Genomic DNA, 25,480 nt, shown 5'->3' with positions numbered 1-25,480 from the left:
TTGCTATTTCGGTTTGATCTTCTAGCTTTAGTGTAAGACTGAATTTCACCGTAACTAGATCTGTATGAAGTTATCCGCATGTATTATTACCAGTATGCTTTTAGCCAACAGCCCAATCGCACTTAGTAATGAGCCTGTGAAGCTACTTTCCTTAGATTGGAGCAGCCAGCAAGTGCTAACCCGCGTTTTAGGCGAGCTTCTTATGCAGAAAAACATTGAGATTGAATATGTGCATACCGATGCCACGTCTCAATGGTACAAGCTTGCTCACGGTCAGGGAGACGTGCAAATCGAGGTATGGGAAGGCACCATGGCAACGAGTTTTCTTCAGTTGATTCACTCTGGTCATGTCCAGGAAGGTGCGACCCACCTTGCTAAAACCAGAGAAGAGTGGTGGTACCCCGAATATGTTGAGCAGATGTGTGAAGGCCTGCCTGATTGGACAGCACTCAAGCGTTGCCCCAAAGTATTTGCCGAGGGAAAACAACGCGGCATTTATTATACCGGCCCATGGGAGAAGCCTGATGGTGCGCGTATAAGAGCATTAGGGCTTGAGTTTGACGTTGTTCAGCTCAAAGGTGGAGACGAGATCAACCAAAAAATTCGCCAATACATAGCCGAAAATCGTCCGCTTCTTATTTTCAATTGGTCGCCAAATTGGGTCGAAGCAAAATATAAAGGTAAATTTGTTGAATTCCCTGCTTACGACAAAAAATGCGAAGACAACCCATCATGGGGAGTAAACCCAAAGTTTAAATGGGATTGTGGTAACCCTGTGGGAGGGTGGCTAAAGACGGCAATCTCAAACCGTTTAACGGATAAATCCCAATGTGCCGCTGATATTATACGCTCATTCTCGCTAGACAATCATCAAATCGCTTTAGCGTCTATGTTAGTAGACGATCAAAACCTTTCTTTAGCCGATGCGGCAAGCGCTTGGCTTGAGCAAAACCAAGCGAATATAAATACTTGGCTATCACATAAATCTTGTCAATAAACCTATTACTAACCCACTGAACTTACATAAGTTTTTTCTTCAATTTCTGAGATGTTATGCCCAATATAAACCTTGATGCCTATAATGTGGGGCGGTATTCTCGTGGTTGCTTTTTGCCTATATACCTTAGCCAGTTTCATACTAATTTTAACGCACGAATTTAAGGACATACCATGATTTACGCTCAACCTAACACCAGTGACTCGGCATTTTCCTTTAAGGAACGATACAACAACTTTATTGGTGGTCAGTGGCTTGCACCTGTCAATGGAGAATATTTCGACAACATCTCACCGGTGAACGGCAAATCCTTCTGCCAAGTGCCACGTTCAACACAACGTGATATTGACTTAGCACTGGATGCCGCGCACACAGCACGTGATAAATGGGCGACCACCAGTGTCATTGATCGCTCAACGCTATTGTTAAGGATCGCGGATCGCCTTGAAGAGAACGTAGAGCGTCTAGCACTGACAGAAACGTGGGAAAATGGAAAACCAATACGTGAAACCATGGCAGCGGACATCCCTTTAGCGATTGATCATTTCCGTTACTTTGCAGGTTGTATTCGAGCACAAGAAGGAACATCGGCCGAATTAGACAAAAATACAGCGAGCTATCATTTTCCTGAACCTGTTGGGGTCGTCGGCCAAATCATTCCATGGAATTTCCCAATCTTAATGGCGGCATGGAAACTGGCTCCTGCATTAGCGGCAGGCTGCTGCGTGGTGTTGAAACCAGCAGAACAAACGCCTACCTCGATTTTAGTCTTAATGGAGATCATTGAAGACCTTATTCCTCCTGGTGTCATCAACATTGTCAATGGTTACGGCAGTGAAGCAGGCCAGGCGCTCGCAACAAGCACACGCATCGCCAAGCTAGCATTTACTGGTTCAACTGAAGTAGGCCAACATATCCTAAAATGCGCGGCTGAAAATATGATCCCTTCAACAGTCGAGCTTGGCGGCAAATCGCCTAACATTTATTTTGAAGACATCTTTGATCACGAAGATTCATACCTTGATAAATGCATTGAAGGCATTCTATTGGCATTTTTCAACCAAGGCGAAGTCTGTACCTGCCCTTCAAGAGTATTGATTCAAGAGTCCGTCTACGACAAATTCATTGAAAAAGTGATTGCTCGCGCTAACACGATCAAGCAAGGCAACCCACTGGACACAGACACGCAAGTCGGCGCACAAGTGTCCAACGAGCAGTACGACAAAATTCTCAGCTACATCCAAATCGGCAAAAATGAAGGCGCTGAACTACTGCTGGGCGGCGACGTCGAATCAATGTCTGGAGATTTGAATGACGGATATTATATCCAACCTACGATGTTAAAAGGCCATAACAGAATGCGAGTCTTCCAAGAAGAGATCTTCGGCCCTGTCATTGCAATTACCACATTTAAAGATGAAGCAGAGGCCTTGGCCATTGCTAACGATACGGAATATGGCTTGGGTGCGGGAGTGTGGACCCGAGACAGCAACTTAGCTTATCGTATGGGACGAAACATCGAAGCAGGACGCGTTTGGGTCAATTGCTACCACACCTACCCAGCCCACGCCGCATTCGGCGGCTACAAAAAGTCTGGCATCGGTCGAGAAACTCACAAAATGATGCTAGATCACTACCAAAATACCAAAAACCTACTGATTAGCTACGACACCAACCCACTTGGGTTCTTCTAAGAGTAAGGTTTCAACCGATTATGAAGGCGACCCGTTCGCCTTCTTTTTTATTCATCGAGATCCGCTAAGCGTGCTGCGGGATATCAATTAGCTCGTCAAAATAAGGGTAATAATTTCATGAATCTATCCTCATACCATCATAGAAATCAAAACGATGGACAGCAGACAAATATAGGCTTTGGCGTGCACTGAATCTTTTATTTTTGGCAAATATTTCTTGGATGCAACAATTCCTAGAAACCCGAACACCGTTAAAGCTAAAAATATGTGGATGTTTACATAACCTACATAGTCAGCACCAAAAGACTGACTGTGGCCCAAAATGGCATACATGATAGTGCCGACAATGGCCACAGGCATGGCTAGCGGGTTGGCAGAACTGACACACACATTCATGTCGTATCCTTTGCGCCTTAATAAAGGTACCGTCATAACACTTCCACCCACGCCTAACATGGCTGCGATGTAGTCAATGATTGGGCCCAGTGTCGCAGACTCCTTCACTTTCAGTTTCTTGGCATCTGTTGCTTCTGTGATAAAACCAGGCCTAAATACACAATCAATGATAGTGAACAAAATATAAGCGAAAAATACATACCTTAGTTTATCGCCATGAAGAAGCGTTGATGTATAAGCGCCAAATATCGCCCCTAAGCCAATAAAGATCACCAGCGGGAAAATAATTTCTTTCTTTATCAATTGACCGTGATGACTTTTATAGGAAGCATACCCCGTGTTCACGATCATCACCGCAGTGGATGTCGCTACGGCAATAATCATTGATTCCGTTGGAGATAGATTAGCGGTATACAATATAAAATGGTAAACGAAAGGCACCGCAATAAACCCGCCACCAAAACCAAAAACAACTGTGGTAATGCCGGACAAAAAACCAACTCCAGCAACAATAATCAAATCATTCACTATGATGACACCTGACAAGTAGATTTCTTTAACGAAAAGAATCGAAAAACGATTTAGATACACCGTTTTACGTATGTTGAAAGCAAGATGAAATTGGGAGCATTATCTGAGTGATAACACTTTTAAGCCCAACCGAGCGCCAATGTATAAAATCGCTTTGGGGCTGTAAATGTGCACATCTTTCCAGCTTACATTTATCCCATTCCTCTCTCATTTCTTTGTAATTAACTCAAGTAATTATTGCACCGCACGGAGTTGAACCAACTTTATCTACACGCCTCGATATAACTAAAAAAGCCGAGTATCCACTAACTCGGCTTAGCTAAAATGTAATAGGGCGTGTTGACCTTTTGAGGCTAAATCTTATTGTGTCTTATACTTACCAACCAAATCGTTTAGATAGCCACCATCATCATTGGAACCTGGGCCCGCCATGCTCATGGTGCTACCACCACCCCATAAGATAGAGAACACATTGGCACGACGAAGATCGTTGATATGATTCTGTCCCCAGTCATAGTAGCCTTTTTTAGTGGCTGAATAATTGTCTGCAGAAGCCACTTTCGGCATAGCCGATAGGTAATCGATATAAGTCGCGTTAGCATCAGGGAAGTGATAGGCTGCTGGCAGTTTACTACTTAAGCCCTTCTGGTATGGTACGCCCAAGTCAATGCCATCTTTCGTCGTATGATTCGCCAGTGCTGGATTACCTAAGATATAATCCACAGCAGTCGCGCCATCTAGTGGTACAGGATATGCTGCGTCTTGGTTATGTTTGCCAATCATGTGCCCGCCCGGAATTTGGAACATCATGACCGGTACATCTTTCAGCTTATGACTTACCGCACCAACATATTGGACATAGACAGACCAATCATTGGCATTGTATAAGTATGGGTTAAGTGGACCATTGCTGAGCAAAGTATCACGTTCGTATTTATCAAAGGCGATAAAGGTCGGATTAAACTTCGCGTTAGCATTGCCGTAAGCACCAACAGAGCGCAGGAACGGCACTTCACCACAGTTGTAGTTCACACCTTTTTGAGACAAATTGCATTGACTACTGCTTGAGTTATCAACGTGGCGCATCACCGAAGACGGGTCATTATAAGCATCATGCACCCAGCCGTGTCCTGATGTATCACCAGCCCAAATATTCAGGCTCCAACCAAACGGAACGCTAGGCGCGACAGTATTCACCAGCCAGTTGGTGGATTGTACAAAACCCGTTAAGGTATCGGCTGAAGAGCTCGCTAGGCCTTGTGGGATCTTGCTGTATTGCTGATATTCCGCATCAGTAATCATTTTTGCCTTGTGAAGCTCATCAATGGCGGCTTTTAGCTGCTCCGCAACATGCGGCTGAATACCTACATAGCCTCGGTCTTTAAACACTTCTCCTAGAAAGTCAGGGTTTAACACAAGCGTGCCGTATGTTTGTTTGAATTTAGGATCTGGGTGGTTTTGCAGGTATCGAGCCATCAGCAACAAGTTCTCATAGTGGAACTTTAAGTCTTGATCATTGAGTAGGTCATCTTTACCCGTATCAGAGCCACCGGAAGACTGAGCCGTGTATTCCACTAACACAGGAACAACTGGGTGATTATAGATTGGCGACAACTGCTGAGCTAACGCCACGGTTTTAGCCGTCGCGGTATTCGCGACTTTGCTCGGAACCCATACCGTTTTAGGATCGATGCCACGATCACCAGCGCCATCGTTGTCCGCGTATTTAAATATGGCATCGACATTTGTCCGTTCAGCCAGTGTTTTGTTATTGCTGAAGTCTGTCACCGATCCCATCGCAATACGGTTCTCAGGCCAACCATGTTGGATATTTACCTGAGGCGGCACAACGTGCTTTTTAAAAGTAATGGTACGAGGTTCAAGGTGAGAGTCATTAATAACATCGTCATTAATTGTAGCATCCCTAAATCCTGTCACGGCGACACCCTGTGTTAACTTGTACTGGCCCTCGTTACTATTTGGCACAGAGATATTTAACATATGCTCAGGATTTAACGTAAAGCTGACTGGAAAGTCCAACGACGCATTGGATGCTTTATCCGTATACTGCAAATTGTAGAACGCGATGTCTTTCAACGCTCCGTCTGAAGAATCATCCTTCGCCGTAAGCTGAATGTTGGCTTGTGAGCCCATTGGCTCGACTTCTAGCGTTATACCAAACTCGCCCTGATCTTCTCCGTACAAGGCAACCGTTGTTTGCTGGGCATCAGATTGCGTCGAGAGTAAACGAACACTTACATTGGTTGGTTTAGCGCTAATAGCGCTAAACCAAGTGAGTGCGCCACACCCTTCAGAAGAGTTCTGCAATCTTATCGTTTTCGCATTCCAGTCTGCACACATGTAGTAGCTGGCTTGCTGATTCGACTGGGTGGCGCTGAAGACAATTGGATTGCCCGCGCCATCTTTTATGGTTGCACCATTTTCATCCTTTGGAACGATAATGACTTTGGAATCCGAATCCTTAGGTAGTTGAGGCAAATCCAAAGTGAAGTACGTGCTGTCACTAGAAGGTTTGGGTGGCGGTGTGGGACCTGGGCCTGGGTCAGGATCATCACCTTGGGAAAACTGTACTTTTAGATCCAAATCTGGCCAACTTTTCGCCGTCGTACCCGCCTTTGGCAGTACACTGATAGCGACCATATCCGAATTCGTCCACACACCATTAGAATATAGCCCTTGGTCAGACAAGGTCTGGGTTGTAGAGTCATCAAGTGAGACCTTATAACCTGATAGTGGTGATATGTCTGATACCTTAGCTTGGTAGGTGCAATAATATTGGCTACTATCACAGCTAGGTGTCTTCACAAAGTGTAAAGATTCCGTTGTATTTGCATAGGCCCCATATGAAGTAAGCCCGACTAACGAAGCAATCGATAGGGATATTAACTTTATTCGCATTGAGCGTTTCCTTTATTTGCAAGAATATTGTTATTTATAATTACACGTGCTTTTTACGCATACCTTATCCATACGCGTTATTAACTCACCTTTAAAATTATTATAAAAATACGTGAAAAGCTTATATAAATAAGCAATCCGAATATTGAGAATAAATTGTTATTAAAACTGTTCTGGTTAGTTCATTTAATATTAAACTAATATACTTGAGATCATTAAAAATTTAATGAAGTGACAATTACGATTGAGAATAAGGTAAAAATACCGTAAATTTAACTCCTGTGCCCACTTGTTGATGCTGGACAGATATTTCACCTAAATGCGCTTCTGTGATAGTTTTGGCAATATTCATACCTAGCCCCGCCCCCGAATGCATCATCTGACTGGCTTTGCTGCGGTAAAATCGATCAAAGACACACACTAAATCTTCGTCTGACATACCTTTCCCATTATCAGAGATCACCGCTTTTATCCCTTGCTGCTCTTTTATTAATTGAATCTTAATCTTTGAGTTCAATCCAGAATAACGAATGCAATTGTCAATTAAGTTCTTAAACAAGCAGAAAATAAGAATTTCATCTCCCATCACTATATAATGCTCACCTTCTGCGTCTAAAGAAACGTCTTGCTCATTCTGCAATGCCACAGGTAACAATTCTTCAATCACATTAACCACGGTAGTTTTTAAATCACATTGCTGATACAGCTGCTCGGATTTAATCTCTGCGCTTTTCGACAACTTATGTAGTATTGATATTTGCTCAATCATTCTCTCAGAGCGCGATACTACACGTTCAATTTTAATCAACTCATTTAAACTGGCACCATTAGAAGACAGCGCTTGTTGAACATAGATTTTCAAAATCGATATCGGTGTTTTTAGCTCATGCACAATATCTTGCGACACTGCTTTATCTTTCTGCCAAAGGCTTTGCACCTGACCAAAAACTCCGTTGATATTTGCGATCAAACTCGACAGTTCTGCTGGATGATCTTGAGCCCTAAGTGAAGACAAATTCTCACCGCTGGTCTCTTTGATATCTTGCTCTAAGCGATGAAGCTGATTGGTTATAAACTTAGTCACAAAGCACACAAATAAAAGCACAAGAATAAGCGCGATAAAACAGGGTATGACCACTGAAACAAGCATTTTATTGCGCAGCGCTTTTCGTACATGTTTATCTTCACCAAACCAAAACCGCGCAGGTTTCTTCTCTCCTTTGAATCGAAAAAACATGGTGATGCCATGCCATTTATTGTCATCAGTTTTAAAATTGGCAAACCCAGTCGATAGCTTTTCAACCTTGCTAATAGGAGGTGCATGCTGAGACTGCCAAACTTGATGGGTATTGTAATCGATAATAACGTAACTAAATTTTTTGCTCGAACTGACTGACTCCAATTGCAAGTATGTCGCTTGCTTGGACGCTTTTAGAGAACGTTCACTATATCGTCCATTGAGATCACCACCAGAGTTTGGGTTAATGCGTATCACTTGCTCTAGCGCGGCATAGAGAGACCTTAAGCGTGCGTTATCCACATCTCTCACAATAGCATGCACGGTAGTGTATAGAATCAATCCTATAGAAATCACCGCAGGCAGTAACAATACCGCCCAAGATAGAACCAGTTTATGTTTAATTGAAGAAGTCATGAGTTATTGGATAGTATACCCAGCCCCACGTATATTTTTTATCATGTTGTCTGGCAGTTTCTTGCGTAAATTATGGATATGAACTTCGATGAGATTGGTGCCCGCAGCTTTATCCCAACCATGCATGTTGCTAAGAATTCTTTCCTTACTCAACACTTTGCCGGCATTCAAAATTAAGTAATGCAAAATACTAAATTCATTCGGAGTCAAATCAATCGGCACACCATTAACCAAGGTTTCTCGCCTAACAAGTGATAAGGTCACATTGCCAACAGACACATCATCGCCTACGGCTCCTGTGCTGCGTCTTATTAGCGCCCTAACCCTTGCCAGCAAAATAGATAAATCAAATGGCTTATATATATAATCATCCGCTCCAAGCTCTAACCCATTAACGCATTCAGCTGTGCTGCTCTTAGCGCTCACGATAAGAACAGGGACACGGTTGCCATTCAACCGAATGGTTTTCAACACCGACTCACCACTTAGGTTAGGTAAGCATAAATCAAGCAAAATTAAGCTAAAATCGATCACCTCAATGATGTTCAATGCTTTTTCACCCGACTTCACTAAGTCAACAGTATAACCTTGTTTCTCAAGGAAACTTTGGATCGCTTCCCCCAACATCATGTCGTCTTCCACTACTAAAATACGCATTGATACTATGTTCTATTGTTTTTCTGTTGCAGCGGAATATAACGAAATTTTCTTAAGTTTCCCTTAATTTCGATGTTTTTTTCATAATTCTAACAAGCCTGTCATTCTATTTACTGAATTTGGTTAAATTCTACTAGATATGAAAATTAAATGACCTTTAGTTAAAGATGTTCCTAAGCTTGAGTATTAATATTTATTCTTATTGGGTGATACGAATATGATTTCTTTCAACCATATTCATAATTATTGGTATAGTATTTATTGGCTCCTTATAACATCCCTAAGGAGCCATGAGGTTAATTTATAAGTTAATTTTGGCTTTGCACCAGAGGTTTCAAGTTGTATTTTTCGAATATCGAGTCTATCTCTCCATTCGTTCTCATGTCGTTAACAACTTTAATGAATTCAGGGTGATATTTGGCCATTGAAGACTGTTTAGGAATACTAATAAATCGCCCATTATAAAAAGTATCGATATATTCCGCTTTCCGTACACCCGGAATCGCCATTAGCTGATCAATACCATGTGATGAAGACGTAATAGCTACATCGACCCTACCCGCCCCTAATACTTGTACAATTTGATCGGTATCTTTATATAGCTTTTTGGTCAACGCATTATTTTCATTAAAATTCTTTGAATAATAGCTGCCGCGCAAAGCCCCAATTTTTAACCCTGATAAGTCGTCCATGCTTTTGATTTCAACGGTAGATTTGGGAGAAATAACATAGTAAACGTTTCGAGTTTGATAACCGTAAAGGGTAGGATGCAAAAATGCTTTACGCTCTTCATTCATTGAATGACGAGGCACAATATCAACGCCACCTGTTTCTGCCACTTTTATGGTTCTGGCCCAAGGGGCTGTTTTCCAATCGACATTGTGGCCGAGCTTGCCTACCGCTACTTCAATGATCTCTGCGATTGGTCCTTCACATCCGCCATCAGCGGTGGGTACCAATTCTGGCGCTCTGTCTCGACAGTGCGCGACGAAGGTTTCTGCGTTAGCGATATTAACAATAAATACTAAACTAAGAAGCAAAAGTCTCATTACACATTCCCTTTCCATATACTTGCCAATGAATGGTTTTGGTATAAAAAACCAAAACCATTGTTTTATTCGTAATTCAAAGAATAGTTGAGCGATGCTGATATTTCTATTAATGGAAAAATCTGATGTTCGATAAGCAATGAAGGTCATAATTGAGTCACCTATCCATATTCAGGCTGACACCATGACAGTTGCATTAAATCTCTTGGTAGCGGTGAGTCTTCTATAATAGAAAGACGGTGTGGACTGAATGAGCATTTAGATTGGGAAGATATAGAAAGACATGGGTATTGATATTGACGGTATTATTTTCAAATTTAAGTAATGCTGAAACTTTCGTCGCCCATTGCAGAGACAGAGCGCCAGAGATCATACCCACTCATAAAGGCTGTGGAGGCCCTGTGGCTGAAATTATTGATATTGCATCCAGTCGCATTGGTCTTGACGTGTCCTGGATAACAGTACCATGGGCCAGAACCATAAAAGTGGCCGAATATGGTGGCGTTGATATCATCCCAAGACACTCGATGAACCACGAACGTGAAGCCTTTCTAAACGCGGTTGTCTATGGCTATCAAACACGCAACGTGTACTACATGATGTCACCCCAACTTGACACTGAAATTAATGAACTTAGTGATCTCGATGGGCTAAAAGTCGGCGCAATTAGGGGAAGTTTTTATTCTGAAAATTTCGCTAACGCACAACATATTAATAAGCTCTATTTCAACAACACAGATCAAATTATAAAAATGCTAAAAAGCAACCGGATAGACGTTGCCATCACCTCCTCAAATCACCACGAGGAAAAATTTCGCGCCGAAACAGATCTGCGCCAAGCCAATTATGTAGACGTATTCTACAACGGACGCTACATCAGCATCCCGATCAAATCACCAATGGCTAAGTACTGGCCTCAATTTAAGGAACAAATTGAAGTAATGAGAGCTGATGGAGAAGTAGACAAAATCTTCAATAAATACAGCCTTCCACCTCCTTCACAAAAGTGATCCTTCCAAGCAAGTTATGTTGCCATTAGCGTAACTGCTCTGTACTGCCACAGGTTGTTCTCTTACGATAAACAGAAATTAATTATCGTATTTCGATAATTTTTTATTGCAAAAGGCAATAAATGCGATTAATCTCTGCCCATCACTTAATCAGAGGAACTATTTATGCCCAACATCCAAAAACAAAGCCGTCGCGTACGTCTTATCTTGCAATGCTTTATGTTGTTGCTACCTATTATGGTTTGCTATTTTTGGTTGACCGTTAACACGCCTGCAGATTACCTAACAAACTTTGGAATCATCCAACTAAGTTTTGATATCAACAATTTTACCCAAGTGCCACTTTCACTCTCCACACGCTTACTTGCTATCATTGCGAGCTTGGCGCTAAGTAGTATTTTGATTTACGCACTATGGACACTTGTGAAACTTTTTCGTCATTACGAACAAGGTGATATCTTCTCGCTAGAAAATGCGAAGTTTTACCAGAAATTAGGCTACAGCGTATTTTATTGGGTTATTGGCTCGGTTGTTTACAAAACAGTTATCATATTGATTTTGTCTTTTAACAATCCCCCGGGGCAGCGGTTGCTCAGCATCAGTTTTGGTGGTGCAGATCTGCTCACTTTATTGTTTGGCCTAATGGTTATGATCATTTCATGGGTAATGAAAGAAGGCTACATGATTGCCGATGAAAATCGTCATACCATATAAGGAGCTGAGATGACTATTGAAATAAACCTGGATGTCATGCTTGCCAAGCGAAAGATGCGTTCAAAGGCGTTAGCACAAGCCATTGGAATAACAGAAGCCAACTTATCGGTACTGAAAAATGGTAAGGCCAAAGCCATACGCTTATCAACACTAGACAAACTGTGTGAAGTACTTGAATGTCAGCCAGCGGATCTACTCGAATTTCGTCCCAATACTGATGATTGATTTAAATCAAGTTAATATCATTTAGTTTACTTAAGTGTTTGGGCGAGTAATTTGTTCATCTAATATGTGAGATATAAACCAAAGCAACATTGATAGTGGCAGGTGATTACAATGGGACGGAACAACAAAAACATCGTTGATCAAGAAGTCACTTTTGAAGACTCCGAAGAGCTGGTTTCAACCACGGATCTGAGAGGAGTAATCACCTATGCCAACGATACATTTATAAGAGTATCAGGTTTTACTAGATCTGAATTGGTAGGCAAGAATCACAATATAGTTCGCCACCCTGATATGCCAAAAGCCGCGTTTGCTGACCTATGGGATCATTTAAAGAAAGAGCAACCTTGGAGAGGTGCGGTCAAAAACCGCTGTAAAGATGGACGATATTATTGGGTTGATGCCTTTGTAACCCCTATCTATACAAATGGACAAATAACGGGCTACCAATCAGTAAGACGTAAGCTCAATGGTAATCATAAAACTCGCGCTAGCAAACTGTATAAACGTATTAATCAAGGTAAACCTATTCAACCGATGGCAATTGCAACATTTGTAAAGTACAAGTGCCCATTATTCATCCTATGCAGCCTGCCATTTGTCTACTTATCCTCACTATCATATTTATTCTCTATTGGACTCCTACTGCTGCCACTATTATGGTTTTGGAGTGAAATATTTGGCATGGGAAACTACACCGGCATGCTGCAACAAGACTACGATAGTGTCTCTAGACACATATTCTCATCTGATTATCCGAACAGTATCTGCGACTTTCATTTCAAACTATTGCAAGGCAAGAATCGCACCATTATCGGACGTATTCTCGACTCTAGCCAAGTTCTTGAGCGTGGCTCGTCTTCGTTGAAAACGTCGGTAAACTGTTTAAAAGAAAGTGCAGAACAGCAAGCGGGGGAACTCCTTCAGATATCCACAGCAGCAGAGGAAATGACACAAACAATCAACGAAGTGGCACAAAATACTATAACCTCTAGTCAAAAGGTGGACTATGCACACGGTTACTGTACCTCAGCGAAAACCGCTATGAGCCACACAATGAGAGAGGTGAGTGCCCTAGCAAAAGAAGTCGAAGAGTCCGCTTCTTCGGCCATCGAACTATCCAAAGAAGCAGAAAAAATTGGCAATATTATGCAAGAAATTCAAGGTATTTCTGAGCAGACCAATTTGCTAGCGCTCAATGCTGCAATTGAAGCCGCGAGAGCTGGGGAACATGGTCGGGGCTTCTCTGTGGTCGCGGATGAAGTACGAGCGCTATCCAGTCGCACTAGTACAGCAACAAAGCAAATCTACACATCAATCTCCGACATTCAGTCAACACTAACTGATTGGTCAAAAACCATGGTCTCGGGTAAAGAGGCGGCTGAGGTCTGTGTTAAGGAAACGGAGGAAACGCAAGAGTTGGTTACTAAAGTGTACGATGCCATTACTGATATCTCAGATTTGACAACCCAAATCTCAACAGCAGCCGAACAGCAAAGTATGGTTTCTCAGGAAATCAGTAGAAATATTGTCAATATACGTAATGTTTCCGACAGTAACCTACATCAAGCAAAAGAAGTGGAATCCAAAGCCAATCTGATCGATGAACAATCCCACTCACTTGCTTCGCTCACGTTGTCCTTTCAAATCAAATAAACGAAGAACCAAGTGAAGGCTAGGCTATACACGTAACCTAGCCAATGGTTGGTCACTAATTCGTCGAGTTTAAATATAACTTGGTGAGGTAATATGAAAGCCTAGCGGCATGCTCACCAGCAAACGTTTTGGTAGGGTGACCCGGCGCATTTCCAGTATAAGGCCAGTAATCTTCTCCTTCATAAAAACAGGTAATATTTTGACGGTAATCGAGCGGATTGACTCCAGAATTAACGACATTCCCATTGCCGTCATAAGTCGCGGGCACCGAGCAAGTGTAGCTGCTATCACCAGTGATTTCCCTGACGAGATCTTGCTGAGCCATGTAGATATCTTTGTGCTGAACTATCGGGTCGGCCATTCCCCATAACGCCAAGACAATCTTAGCATCCGGGTTCAATGTTCGGACTAAGTGGACAAACGTTCTCAAACTGTTTAGGTACCCTGCTTTCGTCGCTCCACCTGCAATATCATTAGTCCCCAAGTTTATCACTACCGTATTGGCATTTTCTGAGTCAAGTGTGTTAGAAGCGCCATAAGCCAGCTGATTGTAATAGTTAAACATTGTCGCCCCTCCCCAATAAGGGCTATTAGATAAGGCAATACCAGAGAGAGAAATATATTGCGGATCAATTGACACGGCATAGTTCTTCAAACTGGCAATTAATTTTTGAGTAGTTTGAAACGCGTAAGATATGGATATATTCGCGTAATGATCGTTAGCGGGATCACCACCATCATTGTTTGAATCCTGTAGTCCAGAGGTGATCGAATCGCCATAATAGACGAGCTTATAGTTAAACTTACTGGCTGGCTGTAACGTCGTACCGTCTTTTAGCAAGATATACTCTAGCCTCACTGGCGGTGGCGCAATCGCTGCATCGTTTAGCTGCACGATCTTCACTTGGTTAATTGCCGACGTGTCTATATTTTTATCTGCACCTAAATTTATCGTGACATAACCAGTCTGGCTGCTTACTTTAAACGCGCTCGCATAACTCCCTGTGTTTAACTGCACCACCTTAGAGAGTGTATCGTTAACATACACTTCATACCACATGTCGGTATATTTTGACGTTCCCGTTGTCGGTGACAGCTTGATATCAAATCCGCTTCCTTTGATATTGAGAGCTATCGTACTTCCCGACCAATTCATCACTTTATAACCACTATCTGATACCCCAACACGGCCAAGCCGCATAATATCTGGATTATTGGGATAAATAGTTTGTGAGGCAAAAGCACTGGTTGAAAGAGATAAGCCGACCATTATTAATGATAGTAATTTCATGACATACAACCTCCGTATGAGTAATGCAGGCATATAGAACACCATTGTTGTTATTGGATTCTATAATTTGTCATAACACTAAAATTGATAGTGATATGCCTTCTCATTACTATCATTATTTCAACCACATGCACTTATTTTCAAACAGAGTGAGAGGAAGTTCTAACTTACACAAAGAAAGCAATGTATACCATTGATATTAAAGAGCTAAAATTATAATTAATCATCAGTTATTTAAAGGGTTCTAGATAGATAAATTATTCATATGGATAATTGTATCATTTACTATAAATTCGTATCTTATTCTCCGTGATAAGCTTCAAAATTATCTAACATATATTTTAATGACATAATATTCTGCAATGACGACTCTTGGTTTTTTTGATGTTTATTCCACTCATTGGGCATTTGATCAATTAGAAACAGAAAAACTATCTATATCACATTCGATTATCTACTAAGTCATTAACTCACGCTAAATATACCATTCAGTTGAAAACCCACTTACGCATCAAGATAATTCCCCTAAAGACATATCAATAAATAATAATGCATAGCGCCATTCTTATTGAATAGCATGTGAGAACTTAAATCAAACAACAACTTTGGAGGCAATAATACTTCAGTCATCTCTATATAACCTATCCAACTTACATTACTAGGTAATTTCCATGAATAAAAAATGCTATTATATTTTGCCACTAAGCCTAATTAGTATGGCTTCTTTATCTTGCTCAGCGTCCACGTTTACTTCTGCGCCAAAGCCAGCGACACCATTCACAATCCACAAACAAGAGCAAGTGTTAAAACAGCTCGACTTCAAAAATCGACAGGATTTTACCGATGCTAGCCGAGGCTTTATTGCTAGTTGGCCGTACAAAACCATCACGGACAGTCATGGTCATGTCGTTTGGCGATTCGATTCATTCAACTTCCTAAATCACCACAACGATATCAATACTATCAACCCATCTCTATTGCGTAATGCTCAATTAAACAATAAAGCAGGCTTGTTCAAGGTTACCAAAGGCATCTATCAAATCCGTGGATTCGACTTAAGTGTGATGTCCTTCATTAGAGGGAAACATGGTTGGATAGTGGTTGACCCACTAATCTCGCCAGAGTGCTCCGCAGCAGGTCTAAAGCTGCTTCGAGAGAAAGTGGCGGACTTACCAGTATCGGCAGTAATATTCACTCACTCCCACGTGGATCATTTTGGCGGTATTTGGGGAGTGATCACACCAAAACAAGTAGCCAGCGGCAAGGTCCCTATTGTTGCTCCAAAAGGTTTCTTTGAACACGCTATTTCAGAAAATGTCGAAGCTGGCAATGCCATGAGTCGCCGGGCATCTTACGCATATGGTAACCTGTTGCCTATCAACGCCAAGGGGCTAGTCGACGCAGGAATAGGTAAAACGACCTCTACTGGTAAACCAGGCATTGTAAAACCAACCATTGAAGTCGATACCACGGGAAAAACCTATACCGTAGATGGTGTTAAATTTGTAGCGGAAATGGCTAATAAATCGGAAGCACCAGTCGAATTTATGGCGTATTTCCCTAAACAACACGCACTATTGGCCGCAGAAGTGGCAACTCATACCTACCATAATATTTCGACATTGCGCGGCGCTCAAACTCGTGATGCTAATCTTTGGGCGCACTATTTGGATCAAGCGCTACAAATGTTTGGTGACAAAGCACAAGTCATGTTCTCTTCTCATCAATGGCCAACGTGGGGACAGAAAAACATTGATAAGAGATTGGCAAACACTCGAGATATGTACAAATATGTCAATGACCAAACTCTACATCTTGCTGATGAAGGCTACACGCTAAATGAAATCCCGGCGAAATTGCATGTTCCAGCCTCTATTGCCAATCAATGGTATAACAGGGGTTACTACGGCACTATTTCTCATAACGCAAGAGCCACCTATGACTACTACTTTGGGGCTTGGTGGGATGGAAACCCTGCTAATTTAAATCCGCTGACTCCAACTGCCTTAGGCGCACATTATGTGAAAGCGGTAGGCGGTGAGAAAAAAGCCATAGAGATTGCTAAAAAAGCCTATAACAAAGGCCAATATCGTTGGGTAGTTACCCTACTTAACAATGTCACCTTTTCCGATCCACATAACATGCAGAGTCGCTACCTTGAGGCTGATGCAATGGAGCAATTAGGTTATCAGGCTGAGTCTGCTCTATGGCGAAATGAATATCTTACTGGCGCAAAAGAGCTACGTGAAGGCATCAAGCCAGGCCCGACTCCTGACACAACAGAAATGACCGCAAACCTTCCTATGAAAGACTTCCTATCGTATTTGGCAGTAACGGTCAAACCAACTAAAGCAATGGGCATGGATACACGGGTGAACATCAAAGTATCAGGAGATAAAGACTATGCCCTACATTTGTCTAATTCTGTACTTAAATCGTATGTGAACAAGCACTATTCACACCCAGATATTACTGTCACACTAAGTGAACAAGCGTATAAGAATATGATGGCTAAGAAGACAACTCTCAAGCAGGAGATACAGCAAGGCAATGTTAAAGTATCAAATATCCAGAAGTTTGATAAATTTATGGGAGTGTTCGATACCATGCATAATGACCGTTGGTTTGGTATTGTTACACCTTAGACGTTCATAACGTATCGTATATTTAGTCATATTTAAGACATTAACCCTCATTTTATTTGTTTAGGTGGTCTATCATCCACAGGCCACCCTCTTCATTACATTCTAAATACAGAATTACACTTCCGTTAAATATTAAAAATACAAAGTTTTATGAAAATTGAATTGATTTATTAGCACTTCAATTGTTCCATTCAATATTTTAGAAAATCTAAGGACTTCAATTATGGAAAGTATATCTTCATCTAGAATCTCTTCTACATCAACAAATATCCCACAACCAACTTCAGTGTAAGGGTAGACTTAAATTGGAGACCTGTTTAGAGGTATGATTTCATACAACTAAATGAGGTTAGCTATGCCAAAAAATATTACTACTGAGTTTAAACGAGAGTGTGCTGAATTAGTACTCACTCATGGTTATAAACACAAGGATGCCGCTGCTGCTATGGGGGTCGGCTTGTCCTCTATTCAACGGTGGGTAACTCAATATAAGCAAGAGCAATCGGGTGTCACACCAAAAGCCAGTGCACTTACTGCAGAGCAGCAACGTATTCAAGCGCTGGAAAAACAAGTCAAACAGCTGCAAAGTGACAATGAACTGTTAAAAAAAGCTTCGGCCTTCTTCGCTATGGAAATGAACAAAAACAAATAGTTGCGGTAAATCTAAAGAAGAGAGGCTACCCAGTACAGCAGATTTGCCGTTGCTTAAAGCTCGCTGCTAGCTCGTTTTACTATCGCTTAAAGCCCAAAATTATCGATGTGGAAAGTGTACGGCTAAGAGCGGCTATGAAGCAAATTCATCATGATATGCATGCCACTTATGGTAAGCGTAGAATGCTCTCTGAATTACTGGACATGGGATTTACTATTGGTATTGATAAGGTTCGCCGTTGGATGAAGCAGCTTAACTTAGTCGCCAAGCGTCCAAAACAGCATCGCTACCCATCAGGAGGTATGGCGTCGGTTATCGCACCGAATAAACTTAACCGTCAGTTTAATCCAGACCAACTTAATCAATATTGGACCGGTGACATTACCTATATCCGAACGCAACAAGGTTGGTTATATCTCGCTGTTATTATGGATTTATGCTCACGCCGTGTTATTAGTTGGGCGTTCTCTGATAAGCCCAATAGTGAATTAACGACTCGAGCGCTACGCTTGGCGGTACAAAAACGGAAAACTCTTAGTGGAGTTACTTTTCATTCCGACCAAGGTAGTCAATACACCAGTGAATCTTACCAACGTTCACTGAAAGCATTTGGTATTGAAGCAAGCATGAGTCGAGCAGGAAACTGCTTAGATAATGCGGTAACCGAACGATTTTTTAGAAGCTTGAAATCGGAACGAGTGCACTACCGCCGATACGAAAGTCGGCAGCAAGCTATTTCCGATATCATTGACTATATTGAACCGTTTTATAACCAAAAACGGCGACATTACAAATTGGGAAACATCTCTCCTGCACAATACGAGATGGAATTACTCAAAAGTGCCTAAAACAGTATCCAATTTTAGTTGATCGTTACACCTTTTTTAAATGTGACAATGTGGAAGACGCTCGTAAAGTGCTAATGGAGTCTAGCATTCTCATGAATGGCATCGGGATACAAATGATGCATAAACAGCTTCCAGATGGAGGCGATGCGTTCTATTTTTACCAGCCACATGACCAGCAAGACAACAGCCATCTACTCAATTATGGAGTGAAAAAGCCTATCGCATTCTCAAAGTTTGCTTGATAAGAATGATATAACTTGCTCAGTATTGATATGCCTTTAGTTCTCAATATAACTGCCTGAATGGTAGTGAACCTGCGCTACAGGCATATCTTTTGACTTAGGTACACTCGGCAACGGCTCCACTTTAGATGTGGCTGCATCGCTTGATTTAGGCTTACCTTGTAGCTCTTTCATTACCCAGCTAGCCGGCTTAACCCATGGCTTTACGTGTTTTAGCTGTTGTTCCATTAATGCTCTGGCACTATTAGCTTGTTGAAACGTCGAATAGTTTCCATAAGTAACGATATAGCGCAGATGATGATCAGCCCACCCTCTGTAAACCAAAACTTTATTGGCCAAACTATAGCGCTGAATAAATTGAGTGACTTTATCGAGTGTAGGCAACGCAGCCAATTGAACAGTATAGCTATCCAAAGAATACGATTTAAGCTTTTCTGTAGAAGAATCAATCAAGGTAGGTTTAACTTTACTTTCAAGATGAGCTGCAACACTGGTGATCTTAGTTCCCTTCAACGCAAAGTTTGAATGTTCTGTATTTTTCACCGTCACTTTGCTGTTGACCGTGGGTTTGTTGGATACAACATGTAAATGAAGCAACAAGGTTTCATAGTGAGTTTTCGCACCGGCTGACATATTAGTGAGAGAAACTCCAATTAAAACAACGGAAAAAACAAGCAAACAACATGCTGATATTAATGCTGTATTTCGTTTACTTAATCTTGCTTTCATCTAATTACTCTAAGACTATAGATCTAACGTTAGTTGTTCTCATTATGCCATAGTAAATAGGGTAACAATCAAGAAGTCGTTTATTTAAATATCGCCATTTATCATATTTAATAATCCAATACGAAACTTATTATTCAAAACACAAAAATACACGTTTTATTAACAATAATTAAATACATTACGCTGATAAAAAAACAAGCTGGAGGCAAGCATGTAGTTACACACTCATGACCGTTCTTTGAATGTACAATGCGCAACTTTGCGTGTCACTCATCAATAAAATAGGTCGAACGTTAACAGGTATAGCAATGTTATTTTATCCAGCGTATTTGGATAGCCACGGACGTCGTGGCTCTTTTTCAAACTCGACACGACATTCAACTATTGTAGACCCCATTAAGTGATACTTAATGGGCAATTCAGTTGATCAAACATCCGAGCCGTTCTAACGTCGACTCTACACTCAACCACCCATCCGGCTACTCGTACTACTCCCCTCACAATAAAAACCAGGCATAGTATCGTCGTAACCAACCGAATTTAGTAACCAGTATTAAGCAGCACAACATATGATCAATAAAAATACATTTGCAAAAACACTATTGTCGAAACAACTTTTGGCGTTCGCCGCCGTCGCTGAAGAGCGCAAGATTGTCTTGGCCGCTAAAAAAATGAACACGGTGCAATCTAACATTAGTAATCATTTATCGGCTTTAGAAAGTAGGATTGGGACCAAGCTATATCATGTGGTCGATGGAATAATCGAACTCACCGCACTCGGGGATGAGCTGTATAGTTTATATCGTGAATGTAATTACTTGATTGAGCAGTTTTTCTCAACATATATCAGTGAGGAAACAGCCATACAAATAGGCATTCCTTACAATATTTCGTTCATTCATTTTGAAGACTACCACTACCTTCCAGAAAACCTCTTCTATGAGGTGTGCCACGACAATTCAGAGTGCCAGATAGTCAAATTGATCAACGGCGAAATAGACTGCGCCTTAATTCATACACCCAAAAAATATGCGCTTCCCAAACAAACAGAAATCGCTTACACCAGTGCGCTAAAAATGAAAATCTATGCAAAAGATATCAGTCTGTTAAACAAGAGAAACGTCAACTTGTATGTACCTACCATTAAAGGTGGGATCTTTAAAGACGAATATCATAAAGTCATTAAATGGAAATCACAGCTTCAGATGGTAAGCGACGCGGATTTTGATCGAGTGCTAATGAATGCTCGAAATGGCAAAGGGGTATTTATCCAACCAGAAAGCAATTATCTCAATTCAATCTTTGAATCGATACCATTAGAGCAAGGTTTATTTAATGCTCGTATAGTCCTACTCAACAAAGTAGGGTTAGATAAAAAAGTCTCGGCTAATCTAACGGAAACCATTGTGGGTAATATCAACCAAAGTGCGTTGTGTTAGGTTGTTTGCTATCTTGAATCATAAATGGCTCAGCCACGACTGAAATTCCTTAAAATAGGATCACTATGTTTGATTTGAACTTATTGCGTACCTTTTCCCTAATGATGCATACCCGAAAAGTAAGTCAAACCGCAGAAATACTAGGTATGACCCCATCGGCAGTCAGCCAATCTTTGAATCGACTAAGAGAGCATTTCAACGATCATATGTTCGTGCGCCAAGGAGCCATCATGGTGCCAACTCAAGTGGCAGAAGAGTTATACCGTTCAATGGAGCCTTCTTTAGCCCAAGTGCTTAGCCTACTCAACCGAGACGAAGAGTTTGAACCACAAAACAGCAACCGTACCTTTCGATTGGCCAGTCATGCTGACATCGATCTATTGCTATTTGCGCCATTGGTAAAGCATGTCAACGTCATCGCACCCGGAGTCAAAGTCTGCTTTGACTCATGCCAACAAGAGGCGCAGTTGGTTAACCTGCGCCTTAGGCAATATGAGGCTATGCTATCTATCGCTCCTGAGCCGGATCCAAGCCTGCGTTCAATAGAGCTATGCCGACTTCCTCTCGTTGTAACATATCGCCCAGATCATCCGCGCCTGCAAGACAGCAAAAGCATCAGTGTGGAGCAATTTTTCTCTGAACAACATATTTTATGGCAACCCAAGCGTTACACTCGCTCTGTACTGCAATCACTAACCGAAGAGGTGCTACCAGAGCGCCACTGCGTGTATGATTCAAGCTCCATGGCAACATCGCTAACACTTTGCCGTGATAGTAACTGGCTTTGTGTCACCACAATGCTTCATGCTAAACCCTATCTAGAATCAAAACACTTGTGCTTTTCGCCAATTCCATTTAAAACCGAACAATTGCCCATCTATCTCACATGGCACCAAGCCATGGAACAAGATCCTGGATTTTTATGGTTAAAGCAGCAGTTGATTATCATCTCTGGTCAGCTATCATCCACTTTGGGTGAGTAGCTATACTAGATGAACTCTACGCCAAAAATTTATTCTGATTCAAGTTGTCAATTTTTGGCCTTTAGATGAGGGCAACAAGTCGATAAGAAGCGCGTTTAAGGTAATTTTTCACCGACAAATCGTTGAGTGTTAGGCGTAATGGGGGCCGTACCTTAGATAGGTCAGCCCCGAACTAACCGTGGGGTATTCGTTATTCTATACTCCCGTCAGGAATAAAGTGTGCTTGATGGTATCTGAAATCTCTACCATAAGTGTCTGTTGGAAAAACAAACATGTGTAAATACCCGTCTTGTCTGTTTAGATCACTCGCTTCAATTGAATCATCAAGAAATTCCTTTTCCGAGCTAGGATTGGTTATAAAGCCAGCCGGATACTTGACAGTAAGATTATCCGTATTAGACAGCACTGCAAGATATGAAACATTCTTCAAGGTAAAATCATACTCAAGATCATTAATCTCTTTATGAGTGGCGTCAACTACAACATTAAAGTCAGGGCCTGTTGTATTCTCAACGTCTGTCCCAACTTGAGACAAGTCTTTATCTGCAATAACCATGGAACAACCTGCAGTTCCAACATCATTCTTAGGATCATATGAAACATATTTTAAGCTTGAATGATCATTACTTCCAGGGAGTGTTGTTACAAGTAAAGAGCACGCGCCTGATTTATTTGGCTTCAATCGATTTGTTTCAGATGTAATAGTAAGAGCAGTGTTTGTACTTAGATATCCACTAAATGAATGTTCATCACTTCCATTCCTTGTAAATGTCAAAGCATTGTCTTGAGAGTTACCGTTATAACTAAACTTGCCCATAATTGAATCCGCATCGGATCTAATGCTGTCTATTGTTTCGTTATAATAGGCTGCACTTATAGAGAAATGTTTATTTTCCGAATCACCTACCACACTAGCGACATAGTAATTTTCTTCATCACCTTTCGATGGAGACGCTTCATATAAAAACCGTACGTTATTCTCTGATACACCATTAAGGCTAATACTACTCGATACCCCTGTGTTATACTTTACAGTAAAGTGTGAATCGGTATAACTTACACTTGTATATTCACTGGGAAGAATAAATGTCCATTGCACATCATCCGACGCTTGATCTTTATTCAATTCAAAATTTCCACCATCCTTTCCTAGTAGTATAGTTCTTTGAGTATGGTATTTTAGTGTTCCAGTTTGATCACTTGTGTGTAATTTATATGTAATGTTGTTAAGCTGAGTTTGTATAAAGCTCTCCACACCTTGTCCGGGGTTACTACCTGCACTCGGTACAACAAGAACCGGGGATTTCTCTATAGACATTGACGCAGGCTTTATATCAACATTTGTTGGGTAGAACTGATAAGGTATTGAACCATCCACAATATTGAAGCCTGGTCTAAAACCAGATCCAAAGGGTTCCTGATGATAATCCCAATGTTTTATTCCACTATCGGAAGAAACATTATATGTGTAACGATGAATCGCCTCATAACCTCGATCCCAAGACGAACTTGGCGCTGTGGCATCTTCAATCATGTGTAAAATTAAATGTGTCTTATCATGAAACGGCAGTATCATGGCGTCAACTGACTTGGCGTTAGGATTTATAGTTAAATAGCCGTTCCTCCAAAGAGTAGTTTGATCAGTAAAATCAGCTGGTACTAAATACTTCTCTGCCACATAAGCATTATACACTTGTATTTCTTGATTCGGGTCTGGCTGACTAGGGCTTATATGCGAAGGCCTCGACTGTCCCCATATATAATAATCACCTAAGGTATAGGAGTCATAGTTATTCAAGTCTATGCTTGAAACAACTTTATCAGCGGCAGAGTAATCCACTGTAATGCCATTTGAGGAAGAAACATTGCGGTAATTAAAGTTGTCTAGATCTTTTTGAAAATATAACCCAGAATCTTTAACGACTTGATGATTATGAACAAGATTTTCAGCCAAAGGAATAACGGCACTAGCAATCGCACCTATTGCTCCCGCTATCCCTCCAAAAATGGAGCTAAATTCACTTACTGCTGCATCCAGCTCTTCAGTCTCCATAGAAATAACACCAAGCTTGTTTAACAATTTAGCTCCAGAACCAAGGGAGCCCTTAGCGATTCCCATTAATACATTTAACGACTTAGACGCTAACGTGGCTTCTATTTTAGCTCGCTCTTCAGGAGAGAGGTTTCCTTTTAACTTATCCACACTATCGTATACTGAAAGGCCATATAAGAATAACTTTCCGCAGAACACGGCGTTACCCATGAACGCATTAAAGGCGGCAGCCTCTCCATTCCCCCACTGCAAGCGCATTGCAGCAGCTACAACATCACTAATTTTTCCGAATAACTTACTCTCAATTTCCCAAGTAGTACTTCCAGTAATCCCTAAAATCGTTCTACTTACTTGTTCAAAATTGATAGACGCAGAGTTATTCATATAACCCATAACACCTAGTAAATAAAAGGCATCAGAAAGTTCACTATTTGTTACATTGTCTGGTGTTTTGAACTGCACGTTATCATTATCACTAGTAACGTCAAACGTAGAATTAAATACACTTTTAGCTTTATTCATAACATCGAATAAATATGAGATATGTCTTAAGTTAAAATCTGAAGAGGCTTCGTACTCTATATTACCTGTGTCTTTGTTATATATAGGCACTCCATTTCCTGTCCATTTACTTTCGTCCAAATCGATTGACCAACCGTCTTTCACCTTAGCGTTCTCATTATCGAACACCCGTATTGCATATTTAACTTGAGCTGCATCCAATAACGCATATGCGTTAGGATCTTTAAAATCATCTACTTTTTGTGTCCAATCACTGTAACCTTCAAATGGGAAAACAAAAGTCGATGAAGTCGGGTATGGTACAGTCTGAGCAAAGCTCCCTGCTGAGAACGTTACTCCTAAAGGGAATAACATACTAATAGTCACCCCTTTAACAAATCGATTGTTATCAAGAAACATAATGACCTCTTTAAAAAAATTATATAACTCTGGACACTACCTAAAGTTTCTGGTGAATAATTTATTTTTAATATTCTATAAATAGCCTCAGACTAAAACATTTAACTTTCAGTCGTAGTTTTCACAAACTATCCAAATGAAGTATTAATATCAAGTTACATACAAATTAACTAAT

Annotated in this window: 20 protein-coding genes; 12 read left to right on the top strand and 8 right to left on the bottom strand. The window is 41.1% G+C overall.

What is annotated here, in order from left to right:
• Positions 1-64 precede the first annotated feature (64 nt).
• Positions 65-997 (top strand): ABC transporter substrate-binding protein, encoded by a 933-nt coding sequence (locus M9194_RS04460; RefSeq protein WP_250611348.1) that lies wholly within the window; start codon positions 65-67, stop codon positions 995-997.
• A 173-nt stretch (positions 998-1,170) separates the two neighbouring features.
• Positions 1,171-2,691: an acetaldehyde dehydrogenase ExaC gene (exaC, locus tag M9194_RS04455; RefSeq protein ID WP_250611346.1), complete on the top strand. Its 1,521-nt coding sequence runs from the start codon at positions 1,171-1,173 to the stop codon at positions 2,689-2,691.
• A gap of 129 nt (positions 2,692-2,820) precedes the next feature.
• Here exaC and M9194_RS04450 read toward each other — a convergent pair whose 3' ends face one another.
• The 5 genes from M9194_RS04450 to M9194_RS04430 all read right to left on the bottom strand — a co-directional run bounded on the left by M9194_RS04450 (position 2,821) and on the right by M9194_RS04430 (position 9,897).
• Entirely contained in the window at positions 2,821-3,615 is a 795-nt protein-coding gene (locus M9194_RS04450; RefSeq protein ID WP_250611344.1) for a sulfite exporter TauE/SafE family protein, read from the bottom strand.
• A 363-nt stretch (positions 3,616-3,978) separates the two neighbouring features.
• Positions 3,979-6,537 carry a hypothetical protein gene (locus tag M9194_RS04445; protein WP_250611342.1) on the bottom strand — a complete coding sequence of 853 codons (2,559 nt, stop codon included), beginning with the start codon at positions 6,535-6,537 and terminating at the stop codon, positions 3,979-3,981.
• Positions 6,538-6,775: 238 nt separating this feature from the next.
• Complete coding sequence (locus M9194_RS04440; RefSeq protein ID WP_250611340.1) at positions 6,776-8,191, bottom strand: sensor histidine kinase; 1,416 nt, start codon at positions 8,189-8,191, stop codon at positions 6,776-6,778.
• A 3-nt stretch (positions 8,192-8,194) separates the two neighbouring features.
• On the bottom strand, positions 8,195-8,848 hold the full coding sequence (locus M9194_RS04435) for a response regulator transcription factor (protein WP_250611338.1): 654 nt from the start codon (positions 8,846-8,848) through the stop codon (positions 8,195-8,197).
• A gap of 308 nt (positions 8,849-9,156) precedes the next feature.
• The gene (locus M9194_RS04430) at positions 9,157-9,897 is read right to left on the bottom strand and encodes a substrate-binding periplasmic protein (RefSeq protein WP_250611336.1); all 741 of its coding nucleotides are present in this window, start codon (positions 9,895-9,897) and stop codon (positions 9,157-9,159) included.
• A 401-nt stretch (positions 9,898-10,298) separates the two neighbouring features.
• Between M9194_RS04430 and M9194_RS04425 the strand changes: the two genes are divergently transcribed.
• From M9194_RS04425 to M9194_RS04410, 4 genes are all read left to right on the top strand, one after another.
• Positions 10,299-10,907 (top strand): substrate-binding periplasmic protein, encoded by a 609-nt coding sequence (locus tag M9194_RS04425; protein ID WP_250611334.1) that lies wholly within the window; start codon positions 10,299-10,301, stop codon positions 10,905-10,907.
• Between the two features lie 165 nt (positions 10,908-11,072).
• Complete coding sequence (locus tag M9194_RS04420; RefSeq protein WP_250611332.1) at positions 11,073-11,621, top strand: DUF2975 domain-containing protein; 549 nt, start codon at positions 11,073-11,075, stop codon at positions 11,619-11,621.
• 9 nt (positions 11,622-11,630) lie between these two features.
• Positions 11,631-11,846, top strand: a complete 216-nt coding sequence (locus M9194_RS04415) for a helix-turn-helix domain-containing protein (protein WP_250611330.1) — start codon at positions 11,631-11,633, stop codon at positions 11,844-11,846.
• A 111-nt stretch (positions 11,847-11,957) separates the two neighbouring features.
• Complete coding sequence (locus tag M9194_RS04410; protein WP_250611328.1) at positions 11,958-13,502, top strand: methyl-accepting chemotaxis protein; 1,545 nt, start codon at positions 11,958-11,960, stop codon at positions 13,500-13,502.
• A gap of 55 nt (positions 13,503-13,557) precedes the next feature.
• Here M9194_RS04410 and M9194_RS04405 read toward each other — a convergent pair whose 3' ends face one another.
• Positions 13,558-14,793 carry an SGNH/GDSL hydrolase family protein gene (locus M9194_RS04405; RefSeq protein ID WP_250611326.1) on the bottom strand — a complete coding sequence of 412 codons (1,236 nt, stop codon included), beginning with the start codon at positions 14,791-14,793 and terminating at the stop codon, positions 13,558-13,560.
• A gap of 671 nt (positions 14,794-15,464) precedes the next feature.
• Between M9194_RS04405 and M9194_RS04400 the strand changes: the two genes are divergently transcribed.
• From M9194_RS04400 to M9194_RS04385, 4 genes are all read left to right on the top strand, one after another.
• Entirely contained in the window at positions 15,465-17,438 is a 1,974-nt protein-coding gene (locus tag M9194_RS04400; RefSeq protein WP_250611324.1) for an alkyl/aryl-sulfatase, read from the top strand.
• A gap of 355 nt (positions 17,439-17,793) precedes the next feature.
• A complete protein-coding gene (locus tag M9194_RS04395; protein WP_250611322.1) occupies positions 17,794-18,090 on the top strand; it encodes a transposase in 297 nt (98 codons plus the stop codon).
• Positions 18,087-18,938 (top strand): IS3 family transposase, encoded by an 852-nt coding sequence (locus M9194_RS04390; protein ID WP_250611609.1) that lies wholly within the window; start codon positions 18,087-18,089, stop codon positions 18,936-18,938. The genes M9194_RS04395 and M9194_RS04390 overlap by 4 nt, the downstream gene beginning before the upstream one ends.
• 50 nt (positions 18,939-18,988) lie before the next feature.
• Positions 18,989-19,180 (top strand): hypothetical protein, encoded by a 192-nt coding sequence (locus M9194_RS04385; protein WP_250611320.1) that lies wholly within the window; start codon positions 18,989-18,991, stop codon positions 19,178-19,180.
• Positions 19,181-19,216: 36 nt separating this feature from the next.
• Here M9194_RS04385 and M9194_RS04380 read toward each other — a convergent pair whose 3' ends face one another.
• Positions 19,217-19,909 (bottom strand): SPOR domain-containing protein, encoded by a 693-nt coding sequence (locus M9194_RS04380; RefSeq protein ID WP_250611318.1) that lies wholly within the window; start codon positions 19,907-19,909, stop codon positions 19,217-19,219.
• 569 nt (positions 19,910-20,478) lie between these two features.
• Between M9194_RS04380 and M9194_RS04375 the strand changes: the two genes are divergently transcribed.
• Together M9194_RS04375 and M9194_RS04370 are read left to right on the top strand one after the other, a co-directional pair.
• A complete protein-coding gene (locus M9194_RS04375; RefSeq protein ID WP_250611316.1) occupies positions 20,479-21,348 on the top strand; it encodes a LysR family transcriptional regulator in 870 nt (289 codons plus the stop codon).
• A gap of 65 nt (positions 21,349-21,413) precedes the next feature.
• Positions 21,414-22,331: a LysR family transcriptional regulator gene (locus tag M9194_RS04370; RefSeq protein WP_250611314.1), complete on the top strand. Its 918-nt coding sequence runs from the start codon at positions 21,414-21,416 to the stop codon at positions 22,329-22,331.
• A gap of 190 nt (positions 22,332-22,521) precedes the next feature.
• Here M9194_RS04370 and M9194_RS04365 read toward each other — a convergent pair whose 3' ends face one another.
• Positions 22,522-25,305 (bottom strand): hypothetical protein, encoded by a 2,784-nt coding sequence (locus M9194_RS04365; protein WP_250611312.1) that lies wholly within the window; start codon positions 25,303-25,305, stop codon positions 22,522-22,524.
• Positions 25,306-25,480: the final 175 nt, after the last annotated feature.

It is taken from the genome of Vibrio sinus, assembly GCF_023634645.1.
GTDB lineage: Bacteria > Pseudomonadota > Gammaproteobacteria > Enterobacterales > Vibrionaceae > Vibrio > Vibrio sinus.
The sequence above is the reverse complement of the archived record's forward strand: the minus strand, read 5'-3'. Positions and strand labels throughout refer to the sequence as shown.